Raw genomic sequence first — 10259 nt, 5'->3', positions numbered from 1 at the left:
CCGACTCCCCGAGCACCGCCAGTCCCTCGCCCGCCAAGCCGCCCCTCCCGGTCCGTGATGTGAACCGGAGCAGGTCGGGGCTGTACGCGTATCCCATTCCCTCGCCCGAGGAACTGGCCGCCGATCAGCCCTCGTTGGAGACCCTGCGGCGTGTCATGAGAGGCCTGGGCGGGCTCCCCGAGACCACGCGTTCGAACGAGCCACCGCAGGCGCCCGGAGCAAGGAGCACGTGTCAATGACCGAAAACCCCTCGTCCGAACCGCGTGATTCCGCCACCGCTCTCACCGACATCCTGGCCTCGCTGCGCGACCGGGTGATGGGGGTCAGCGAAAGCGTCCTGTCCACGGCCGACGGCCTGCTCGTCGTCGCCGACGTCGAATCCGTGCACGCCGAGTCCGTCGCCGCCCTCGCCGCCGCGACCCTCGGCGTCGGCCGCCGCATGGCCGACCACACCGGCGCCGGCCCGCTGCGGGAAGTGGTCGTCCGGGGCGGCTCGGGCCATGTCGTCGTCACGTCCGTGGGCGACCGCGCGCTGCTCACCGTCATGGGCGACGCGGGCCTGGACCTCGCCGCGTTCCAGCGCGAGTCACCGGCCGCCGTGGAGGAACTGAGCAAGGTGCTCGCGGAGGACGTGCCGGGCTGAACGTTCGACCACCGCTCACTCGAACGGGCTAATCCTGAGGCTATATGCCCGCAGATTCCCCCATAGCGGCCCCTTCGCAAGGTCCCGCGCCCTAGGCTCCGTTGCCGGAACGGGCACGACGGGAGGGCGTGGGCGTGGAGGCGGTACCGGCACGGGCACGCGCGTACGTCGCCGGGCTCGTCGTCGTCACCCTGTGCTGTCTGCTCCCGCTGCCCGAGACGCACGCGCCCTGCTGGGCGGTCGTTCTGCTCGCCGCGCTGTACGCGGGCGGTGAGCAGGCCGCCGCCCGTCGGCGCTTCGCCGGAACGTTCTACCCGGTCCTGCTCGCCGGCGCCTTCCTGCTGCCGCCGCCCGCCGCCGCGCTGGTCCCGCTGCCGGGTGCGCTGCTCTCCCGGGTCGAGCAACGCCCGTACGCGCTGCGGCGGATCCGGCGCGCGGCCCAACTGGCGCTCGCCGTCTGGGTCGCCGGGCGGGTGCACGAGGCGCTCGGCGGACGGGACGCCGTCCGCACGCCCGACTTCCCGTACGTGCTGGTGGTCGCCGGAGCGGCGGTCCTGGCATTCTGCCTGGCCCTGACGGCCCTGGAGGGCGGGATCCTCGCGCTGGCCGAACGGGTTCCGGTACGGCGGGCCTGGCGCGGGCTGTTCGTACGGTCCCTCGCCCCCGTCGCCGTCCACGGACTCGCCGGGCTCATGATGGCCGTACTGTGGCGCAGCCCGTACGGCCCGGTCGCCGCGCTGCTCGTGCTGCTGCCGATGTGCGTGTCCTGGTGGGTGTTCGCACAGTCCCACCGTGAGCGGGCCGCGCACCGGGCGACCATCCGCGCACTCGTCCAGGCCGTCGACATCAAGGACGGGTACACCCGCGGACACAGTGAGCGGGTCGGGCAGGCCTCCATGATGATCGCGCGCGAACTCGGCATGGACGACGCCCGCGTCGAGGTGCTGCGCTTCGCGGGAATCCTGCACGACGTGGGCAAACTCGGCGTCCCCACGCGGCTGTTGCGGAAGGACGGGCCGCTGACGCCCGAGGAACGGCGGGTGATCGAGCTGCATCCCGAGTACGGGCACGAGATGGTGCGCGGCATCGGGTTCCTGGGGGAGGCGCGGGCCGCCGTGCTCCACCATCACGAGCGGCTGGACGGCAGTGGCTACCCGTACGGGCTGATGGGCAGTCAGATCCCGGAGTCGGCACGGGTGGTGGCCGTCGCCGACGCCTTCGACGCGATGACCTCCACCCGCTCCTACCGCCGGGCCCGTCCCGTCCCGGCCGCGCTGGAGGAGCTCGGGCGGTGCGCGGGCGCCCAGTTCGACCCGCGGATGGTCGCCGCGCTGGTGCGGGCCCTGTCCCGGGAGGGCTGGCACCCCGCGGTGACGGCGGACGAGGAGCGCCCCGGAGCACCGGCCCCACCCACCACCGACCGGGAGGGGGTCCGTCGATGACGGTGGGGTGGCGCGGCGCGCTGCTGACCGGGCTGGCGCACGCAGCGACCGCCTTCCCGGCGGACGGCATGTCGGGCGTGGTCCGGTGGAACGGGCTCGTCCGGTGGGCGGATGTCGTGGCCCGTTCCGACGTGCCGGCCTCATCGGTCGCCGACCGGGAGGGGGTCCGTCGATGACGGTGGGGTGGCGTGGCGCGCTGCTGACCGGGCTGGCGCGCGCAGCGACCGCCTTCCCGGCGGACGGCATGTCGGGCGTGGTCCGGTGGAACGGGCTCGTCCGGTGGGCGGATGCCGAGGCCCGTTCCGACGTGCCGGCCTCATCGGTCGCCGGCCGGGAGGGGGTCCGTCGATGACGGTGGGGTGGCGTGGCGCGCCGGCGACCGGGCTCGTGCCCGCCGGGTTCGCCTTCCCGGTGGGCGGTTCGCTGGGCGGCGTGCGGCGGACCGGGGTTGCCCGGTGGGCGGGTGTGGAGGTCCGGTTCGGCGTCCTGGCCACGTCGGCCGCCGACTGGGAGAAGGCCCGTCGATGAGTGTGCCGTCACGCAGCGCGCTCTTCGTCGGGCTCGTGCCCGCAGGCGCCGGCTTCCCGGTGGGCCGCTCGGCAGGCGTTGCCCGGTGGGCGGATGCCGAGGCCCGTTCCGACGCTCCGGCCCCACCGGGCGTCGACCGGCAGGGGGTGCGCGGATGACCGTACGGCCGCCGTCGTGCCGCCCGTCGCTCACCGCCCTCATCCATGCCGGGGCCGCACTGCTGGCCGGCGGCTCGTTGGCCGTCACCCTCTGGAACGGTATGGAGGAGCGACCCACCGCCCTCGCCTTCGGCGTGCTCGTCGCCGTCGGCGAGCTCAACCGCTGGACCGGCGCCCGGGTCAGGGAGGCCGCGCCGCTCGGAGCCGCCGGCGCGCTGTCGTACGCCCTGCTCGGGGCCAACGCCCAGGAGCCCTCCCGGCACGGGGCCGCACAGGTCGTCGCCGTCGTGCTCGCGGCCGCGTTGGGCGGCTGCGTACCGCACGTGGCGCGCGGTCAGGGACCCGTCCTCGACCATCTCGCCCGGCGTGTGCTGTCCGTCGCCTTCGCCGCCGTCTGCTTCCAACCCCTCTACAACCGCGGGGTGTTCGACCACTGGAACGGCCCCGCCTACGCGCTGCTGCTGCTCGCGCTGCTCACCCTCACCGTGCTGTGCGACTGCGTGCTCGCCGCCGCCCTCGCCCACTCCCGCACCGGCTGGCCCTTCGGCCCGCTGCTGCGGGACGAGTTGCGGGCCCTGCTCGGCATCGGGTCGGCGGTCTGCGCGACCGGCGCGGTGATGGCGCTCGCGGTCGCGGTCGTCGGCCTCTGGGCGCTCCCGGTCTTCTGCCTGCCCCTGCTGCTCACCCAGCTGTCCTTCAAGCGGTACGCCGCCGTACGGACCACCTACCGGCAGACCATCGCCTCCCTCGCCCGCGCCACCGAGATCGCCGGCTACACCCCGCCCGGGCACGCCCGCCGGGTCGCCGAACTCAGCCGGGCCGTCGGCCGCGACCTCGGGCTCACCCGGCCCGAACTGGCCGTCCTGGAGTCCGCCGCCCTGATGCACGACATCGGGCAGCTCAGCCTCGTCGACCCGGTCCCCGCGGGCGCCACCGCCGATCTGCCCGGCCCCGAGCAGCGGCGGATCGCGCTGCTCGGCGGGGCCGTCGTACGCCAGACCGGCGTCGATCCGGCCGTCGCCGTGGTCGTCGAGCGGCAGGCCGACCCCTACCGGGAGCAGCCCGTCGCGGCCCGGATCGTGCGGGCCGTCAACGCGTACGAGGAGAAGGTGCAGGGCGCCGGACCGGGCGGACCCCTGACGGCGCTGGAGGAACTGCGCCTGGCGACCGCCGGGGACTACGCGCCCGACGTGGTGGAATCGCTCGCCCGGGTCCTCGCAAGGGACTGTCTGACCGTCCCCTCGACTGGGTAACCCATGGGTAATGAGCGCCCTTCCAGCCGCACGTGGTTGGATGCGAATGAGAGGGTGTCCGGGGGCACCAGGCTCTGGGCCGGCCCACTCCACGGAACTGGCAGGCGGGAATCGTGAGGATCTTCGGCAAGGGACGGCACCGGCCCTCCGCCTCCTGGCGGCAGGCCACCGATCGCGCCTTCACGCTGATCGGCGACGGCCGGTACGAGGACGCGGGCGCGCTGCTGACGCGCGCCGCCGATCTGGAGCCCTGGCTGTCGGAGTCCTGGTTCAACCTCGCCCTGCTGCACAAGTTCCGGCACGACTGGGAGCAGGCCCGCGCGGCCGGACTGCGCGCCGTCGCCCTGCTCGACCGGGAGACCGGGGCGCCCGACTGGTGGAACGTCGGCATCGCGGCCACGGCCCTGCAGGACTGGCCGCTGGCCCGGCGGGCCTGGCAGGCGTACGGGCTGCGGGTGCCGGGCGTCGCCACCGCGTCCGGCGAACCTCTCGGCATGGACCTGGGCAGCGCCGCCGTACGGCTGTCCCCGGAGGGGGAGGCCGAGGTGGTGTGGGGGCGACGGCTGGATCCCGCGCGGATCGAGGTGCTGTCGATCCCGCTGCCGTCGTCCGGACGGCGCTGGGGCGAGGTCGTCCTGCACGACGGCGTTCCGCACGGTGAGCGCACCACGGCCGCCGGGCACGCCTACCCCGTCTTCGACGAGATCGAGCTGTGGGCGCCCTCGCCGGTGCCGACCTGGGTGGTGCTGCTGGAGGCGGCGACCGAGGCGGACCGTGACGCGCTGGAGCAACTGGCCGCCGACGCCGGGTTCGCGGCGGAGGACTGGTCGTCGTCGGTCCGGCTGCTGTGCCGGATGTGCAGCGAGTCCCGGATGCCCTCCGACGAGGGCGACGGCGAGCATCTCGACCCGCACGACCACAGCGAGCCGGGCCACCCGGGCCCCCTCGGCCACCGGACCGACGGACAGCTGTGGGTACCGGAGCGGGAGTGCGGGGTGGCTGCGCCGGCTTCGCTGGTGCGGGGGTTGCTGGACGGGTGGGTGGCCGACAGCCCCGACTCCAGGGACTGGCGGGACCTCGAAGAAGTCTGCTGACCGGACCTCCCCGCCGAACTGCCTTTAGGCTGTACTCCCGGAGTTGGCATGGTTGCAGGAAGGCGTACGTCGGTCATGGCGCAGCAGGACACCGATCAGCAGCACGCGGGCGTGCTTCCCGTGGACGACGAGGGCTTCGTCATCGACACCGGGGACGCCGAGGAGCGCGAGGCCGCCTGGCGCGAGCGCGGCACCTCGCGGCCGATCACGGTCGTCGGGAACCCGGTGCTGCACAAGGAGTGCAAGGACGTCACCGAGTTCGGCCCCGAGCTGGAGCAGCTGGTCGCGGACATGTTCGCCAGCCAGCGCACCGCCGAGGGCGTGGGCCTGGCCGCCAACCAGATCGGCGTCGACCTGAAGGTCTTCGTCTACGACTGCGGCGACGATGAGGGCGCCCGGCACGTCGGCGTGGTCTGCAACCCCAAGCTGGTCGACCTGCCCGCCGACCAGCGCCGCCTGGACGACAGCAACGAGGGCTGCCTGTCCGTGCCCACCGCCTACGCGCCGCTCGCCCGCCCCGACTACGCCGAGGTGACCGGCCAGGACGAGAAGGGCAACCCGATCAAGGTCCGCGGCACCGGCTACTTCGCCCGCTGCCTGCAGCACGAGACCGACCACCTGTACGGATACCTCTACATCGACCGGCTCTCCAAGCGCGAGCGCAAGGAGGCGCTGCGGCAGATGGCCGAGAACGAGCCCCGCTATCCCGTGGTCGCCAACGACTGAGACGCCGGACGACGTTCAGGCGGCCGCCTCGGGCCCCCGGAACGTGCGCCGGTAGGCGTTCGGCGTGGTGCCGACCGCCTGGATGAACTGGTGCCGCAGCGCGGCCGCGTTGCCGAACCCGGCCCGCCCGGCGATCGCGTCCACCGTCTCGTCCGTCGCCTCCAGCAACCGCTGGGCCAGCAGCACCCGCTGGCGCAGGATCCAGCGGTAGGGGGTCGTCCCTGTCTCCTGCTGGAAGCGGCGGGCGAAGGTGCGCGGCGACATGTGCGCGCGCTCGGCCAGCTGCTCGACGGTGACCTCCTCGTCGAGGTGCTGCTCCATCCACACCAGCACCTCGCCGACGGTGTCGCACGAGTTCCTCGGCAGCGGCCGCTCGATGTACTGCGCCTGCCCGCCGTCCCGGTGCGGCGGCACCACCATGCGCCGGGCGATCTTGTTGGCGACCTCCGGGCCCTGCTCCTTGCGCACGATGTGCAGACAGGCGTCGATACCGGCGGCGGTTCCCGCGGAGGTGATCACCGGGTCCTCGTCGACGTACAGGACGTCGGGCTCGACCGTCAGCCGTGGGTAGGCGCGGGCCAGCTGCTCCGCGTCGTGCCAGTGCACGGCGCAGCGCCGGCCGTCCAGCAGCCCGGCGGCGGCGAGCACGAAGACACCGGAACAGACGCTGAGCACCCGCGCGCCCCGGTCGACCCCGCGGCGCAGGGCCTCGAGCATCTCCGGCGGAAAATCCCTGCTGCCGTACTGGGCGCCGGCCGGGACGGCGATCAGGTCGGCCTCCTCCAGCCGCTCGAGGCCGTGCTCGACCTGCATGGAGAAGCCGCCGCGGGTGCTCAGCACCGGCCCCTCGCCGGAGGCGACCGCGAAGTCGTACACGGGAAGTCCGTCGTCGCTGCGGTCGATGCCGAACACCTCGCAGACGACGGCGAGTTCGAAGGGGTTCACGCCGTCCAGTACGACGGCGGCGACGTTCTGGAGCATGTCTCCAGTGTGCCTCAGGATTGGCAGTTTTTCGAGGCTCTACGGCAGTCCTGCCACTGTTTGTAAGGAGTCAACGGAGCGACAGTGGTGTCTATGGATACGGCACACATCGAAGGACTGATCGGAATGCTGTTCGTTCTCGGACTCCTCGCCCTGATCGTGCTCCCGTCCGTGATCGGCATCGCGCACGACCGTCGGGTGGACCGCCAGATCCGCGAGGCCGAACGTGCCCGCCTGGAGGCCGAGGGCCTCGGCGCGCGGGAGCGCCCGGCCCTCGGGCGGCGCTACTTCACCACCACGGTGACCCACCACTCCTGAATCCCCAGGCATGAGACCCGGCCCGTCTGGGCGGCGCACAACGGCCGCGTGGACTCCAGCCGGGTCCTGCCGTCCGCCACGGCCTTGAAGGCGGCGTTCGCGTCGCCGGGCTGCAGCACGATGCCGCTGTTGGTGGCCTGAAGGGCGGAGCCCTTGGCGGTGACCGGTTTCCAGGGCCGCTTGGACGTCCCGTCCAGACTGATCCGGAGCGTGTCCCCGACCGCCAGGCAGACGGTACGGCCGCTGTCGCGGGCGTCGAGCGTGGCGTCGGGCGTACAGCCGGTGGAGCTCGGGGCGGGCGAGGTGGGGGCCGGAGAGGACGGGCTCGTGGGAGTCGGTGAGGACGAGGTCGTGGGGGTTGGTGAGGACGTGGTCGTGGGGGTGGGAGAGGACGACACGCTGTTGCTTCCGCCGCCCTTGCCGCTGTCGGCCTGGCCGCCGCAGCCGACGAGGACGAGGGCGAGCGCGGCGACGGCGAGGGTCGTGTGGGGGATCGATCGACGCATGGGGGCCTCCTCTCCTCTTTGACGTGTCACCCACATGTTCGGATCCACGCCCGCGCATGCCGGAGCCCCGGCCGCGAAGGCGGCGACCGGGGCCCGGATCAAGCGGTGCTCAGCTCGTGGTGACGGCGGTGTCGTCGACGACGAAGCTGGTCTGGAGCGAGGAGTCCTCGACGCCGCTGAACTTCAGGGTGACGGTCGAGCCCGCGTAGGAGCTCAGGTCGAAGGACTTCTGCACGTAGCCCGAGGCGGCGTTGACGTTCGAGTACGTCGCCAGGGTGGTCGAACCCGCGCTGACCGTCAGCTTGTCGTACGCCGTGCTGCCGGTCTCCGCGGTGTCGATGTGCAGGTAGAAGGTGAAGGTGGCCTTGCAGCCGCTCGGGACGGACACCGACTGGGACAGCGTGTCGGTGTGGCTGGAGCCGTACCCGTCCAGCCAGGCGTAGTACGAGCCGCCGTGCGCGCTCTCGCTGCTGGAGTTGGTGATGACCCCGCTGGACGCGGTCCAGGTGGTGTTGCCCGACTCGAAGCCGGGGTTGCCGAGCAGCTGCGTCGAGGTGCAGGTGCCGCCGCTGGAGCCGACCGTCCAGGAGAAGGAGGCCGAGCCGGAGGCGCCGGTCGAGTCCTTCGCGGTGACGGTGACCTGGTAGGTGCCCGCGGTGGACGCCGTACCGGAGATCAGACCGCTCGAGCTGCTGATGGACAGCCCGGTCGGCAGGCCGCTCGCGCTGTAGGTCAGCGTGGCGCCCGCGCTGTCGCTCGCCTTGATCTGCAGGCTGACCGAACTGCCGGTCGTCGTCGACTGGCTGCCCGGGTTGGTGACGGTCACCGTGTTGCCGGAGGTGGTGCCGGCGGTGAAGGCCGTGGTGCCGTTGGGGGTGCCCCAGCCGGTCGGGCCGTCGTAGCCGGTCTCGGCGGTGCAGAAGTACGCCGTGGAGCAGGAGCCGTTGTTGCCGCTGGTCACGTCGTACAGGTTGCTGGTGTGGCTGTAGGGGTACTTCGCCGGGTAGTCGCTCGAGCCGGGGGTGCCGGCCAGGGCGTAGACGCCGGCGATGATCGGGGACGAGGCGCTGGTGCCGCCGTAGACGGCCCAGCCGGAACCGCCGTAGGTGTCGTACACGGCCACACCGGTGGCCGGGTCGGCGACCGCGGAGACGTCGGCCTCCATGCGCTTGGAGCAGCCGGTGTCGGTCTGCCAGCTCGGCTTGGGGTCGTACGCCGAGCAGCCGGAGCCGGTGCCCTCGGTGGAGCTGGTCTTCCACACGGACTCGGTCCAGCCGCGGGAGTTGGACGAGGTGGACAGGGCGGTGCCGCCGACTGCCGTCACGTACTGGGAGGTCGCCGGGTACTCGGCGCCGTAGGCGGAGTCGCCGGCGGAGACGGTGATGGCGACACCCGGGTGCTTGAAGTACGAGGTGTCCTCGCTGGTCTGCGACGAGGACTCGGAGCCGCCCCAGCTGTTGGAGACGAACTTGGCGCCGAGCGACACGGCCTCGTTCTCGGCGATGCCGAGGTCGGTGTCGTTCGCGGAGTTCGCCTCGACGAGGATGATGTTGCAGTTCGGGCAGACGGCGCTGACCATGTCGATGTCGAGGGCCTCTTCACCGGCCCAGCCGGTGTCGTTGCTCGGCAGCGAGGTCGTCGAACCGGTCTGACTGACCTGCTTGAAGCAGCCGTTGGCCTTGGTGCAGGAGGACAGGCCGTACGTCGAGCGGTAGGTGGCCAGGTCCGACTCGGCGTTGGGGTCGTTGTAGGCGTCGACCACGGCGACCGTCAGGCCCGAGCCGCCCGTGGAGGGCAGGTTGTAGGCGCTGTGCAGGTTGGCCGGGCTGAGGCCGGAGGGCGCGGCGGCGGCCACCGCGGAGGCCAGCCGCTGCTTGATGTCGGTCCGGCGCTGGGCGAAACAGGCCGCGTGGCCGGGGGTCGGCGTGCCGCACAGGTGCTGGGTCGGCACCTTCTGGCCCGCCTTGCCGGTGGAGTGGAAGGTCTGCCGGGCGGGGGAGGTGAGGGCCTGGGCGTTCTGGGTGACGCGGGAGTGGGAGGAGGTCGCCGTGGCCTGGGTCTGGACCTGGGCCTGGGTCGCCGGAGCGGCGACGAGTCCGGCGACGCCGAGGGCGAGGGCGGGGAGGGCTGCGGTCAGGAGTCTTCGCAGACTCCGTCGGGACTTCTCACGCATGGGGTACTGCCTCCGTCGTTGGAGTGGGGTTCTCGACGCTGGTGGCAGGCCTGTGACGCGCGTAGCGGCGGCTGTGCGCGATTTTCGTCATGGGCATGACACATTGGGTTTACATGGAACATCCTGTGACGTCGCTGTGGTGTGCTGGTGGTGCTGTTGTGGGTGACATGACAGGACGGCAGGAAAGTAGCCGGGGCGCGGGGCGGTGGAACAGATGCGCCGGAAGAACTTTGCCGCTCCATAGGAACTCCATGGACGACGGATGGATCCTTTATGGCCAGTCCAACACGGTCAACTCCGGCCACGGCGCGCGCCATCGGGCTGTCTTGCCCTCGTAGACGGTCCTCGGGGCGAGCACCGGATTGGGCCGTACGACGAGATTGAACACGTCACTCAGCCCGTGCGGCGCATACACCCGCCACCGCCCGTCCCCCTCC

12 protein-coding genes are annotated in these 10259 nt (G+C 72.3%); 8 read left to right on the top strand and 4 right to left on the bottom strand.

The window, feature by feature from the left end:
- Positions 1-235 precede the first annotated feature (235 nt).
- The 7 genes from GRC12_RS36775 (at position 236) to def (ending at position 5844) form a co-directional block, all read left to right on the top strand.
- Entirely contained in the window at positions 236-643 is a 408-nt protein-coding gene (locus GRC12_RS36775) for a roadblock/LC7 domain-containing protein (protein WP_208784454.1), read from the top strand.
- 134 nt (positions 644-777) lie between these two features.
- Complete coding sequence (locus GRC12_RS36770) at positions 778-2085, top strand: HD-GYP domain-containing protein (RefSeq protein ID WP_208784453.1); 1308 nt, start codon at positions 778-780, stop codon at positions 2083-2085.
- The gene (locus GRC12_RS36765; protein ID WP_208784452.1) at positions 2082-2261 is read left to right on the top strand and encodes a hypothetical protein; all 180 of its coding nucleotides are present in this window, start codon (positions 2082-2084) and stop codon (positions 2259-2261) included. The genes GRC12_RS36770 and GRC12_RS36765 overlap by 4 nt, the downstream gene beginning before the upstream one ends.
- A 172-nt stretch (positions 2262-2433) precedes the next feature.
- Positions 2434-2613 (top strand): hypothetical protein, encoded by a 180-nt coding sequence (locus GRC12_RS36760; RefSeq protein ID WP_208784450.1) that lies wholly within the window; start codon positions 2434-2436, stop codon positions 2611-2613.
- A gap of 154 nt (positions 2614-2767) precedes the next feature.
- Complete coding sequence (locus GRC12_RS36755) at positions 2768-4024, top strand: HD-GYP domain-containing protein (protein WP_208784449.1); 1257 nt, start codon at positions 2768-2770, stop codon at positions 4022-4024.
- 113 nt (positions 4025-4137) lie between these two features.
- Positions 4138-5118, top strand: a complete 981-nt coding sequence (locus GRC12_RS36750) for a tetratricopeptide repeat protein (RefSeq protein WP_208784448.1) — start codon at positions 4138-4140, stop codon at positions 5116-5118.
- 75 nt (positions 5119-5193) lie between these two features.
- A complete protein-coding gene (def, locus tag GRC12_RS36745) occupies positions 5194-5844 on the top strand; it encodes a peptide deformylase (protein WP_133044551.1) in 651 nt (216 codons plus the stop codon).
- Between the two features lie 15 nt (positions 5845-5859).
- Here def and GRC12_RS36740 read toward each other — a convergent pair whose 3' ends face one another.
- Entirely contained in the window at positions 5860-6825 is a 966-nt protein-coding gene (locus tag GRC12_RS36740) for a GlxA family transcriptional regulator (RefSeq protein WP_208784447.1), read from the bottom strand.
- A gap of 93 nt (positions 6826-6918) precedes the next feature.
- On the opposite strand from GRC12_RS36740, the gene GRC12_RS36735 reads away from it, so the two are divergent.
- Positions 6919-7143 carry a hypothetical protein gene (locus GRC12_RS36735; protein WP_208784456.1) on the top strand — a complete coding sequence of 75 codons (225 nt, stop codon included), beginning with the start codon at positions 6919-6921 and terminating at the stop codon, positions 7141-7143.
- On the opposite strand, the gene GRC12_RS36730 is transcribed toward GRC12_RS36735, so the two are convergent.
- From GRC12_RS36730 to GRC12_RS36720, 3 genes are all read right to left on the bottom strand, one after another.
- Positions 7110-7649, bottom strand: a complete 540-nt coding sequence (locus GRC12_RS36730; RefSeq protein ID WP_208784446.1) for a hypothetical protein — start codon at positions 7647-7649, stop codon at positions 7110-7112. The genes GRC12_RS36735 and GRC12_RS36730 overlap by 34 nt on opposite strands.
- A gap of 109 nt (positions 7650-7758) precedes the next feature.
- Entirely contained in the window at positions 7759-9822 is a 2064-nt protein-coding gene (locus GRC12_RS36725) for a S53 family peptidase (RefSeq protein ID WP_208784445.1), read from the bottom strand.
- 271 nt (positions 9823-10093) lie between these two features.
- The coding region (locus GRC12_RS36720; RefSeq protein WP_208784455.1) for a nucleotidyltransferase family protein at positions 10094-10259 on the bottom strand (166 nt) is incomplete at its 5' end.

It is taken from the genome of Streptomyces griseorubiginosus, assembly GCF_017614965.1.
Taxonomy (GTDB): domain Bacteria; phylum Actinomycetota; class Actinomycetes; order Streptomycetales; family Streptomycetaceae; genus Streptomyces; species Streptomyces griseorubiginosus_B.
Note: the sequence above shows the minus strand (reverse complement) of the source record. Positions and strands in the feature narration are given on the sequence as shown.

Excerpts from the sequence above, each read along its gene's own strand:
- GRC12_RS36735 (WP_208784456.1), top strand. The coding sequence starts at position 6,919 with ATGGATACGGCACACATCGAAGGACTGATCGGAATGCTGTTCGTTCTC.
- GRC12_RS36730 (WP_208784446.1), bottom strand. The coding sequence starts at position 7,649 with ATGCGTCGATCGATCCCCCACACGACCCTCGCCGTCGCCGCGCTCGCC.
- GRC12_RS36725 (WP_208784445.1), bottom strand. The coding sequence starts at position 9,822 with ATGCGTGAGAAGTCCCGACGGAGTCTGCGAAGACTCCTGACCGCAGCC.
- GRC12_RS36755 (WP_208784449.1), top strand. The coding sequence starts at position 2,768 with ATGACCGTACGGCCGCCGTCGTGCCGCCCGTCGCTCACCGCCCTCATC.
- GRC12_RS36760 (WP_208784450.1), top strand. The coding sequence starts at position 2,434 with ATGACGGTGGGGTGGCGTGGCGCGCCGGCGACCGGGCTCGTGCCCGCC.
- GRC12_RS36740 (WP_208784447.1), bottom strand. The coding sequence starts at position 6,825 with ATGCTCCAGAACGTCGCCGCCGTCGTACTGGACGGCGTGAACCCCTTC.
- GRC12_RS36765 (WP_208784452.1), top strand. The coding sequence starts at position 2,082 with ATGACGGTGGGGTGGCGCGGCGCGCTGCTGACCGGGCTGGCGCACGCA.
- GRC12_RS36775 (WP_208784454.1), top strand. The coding sequence starts at position 236 with ATGACCGAAAACCCCTCGTCCGAACCGCGTGATTCCGCCACCGCTCTC.
- def (WP_133044551.1), top strand. The coding sequence starts at position 5,194 with ATGGCGCAGCAGGACACCGATCAGCAGCACGCGGGCGTGCTTCCCGTG.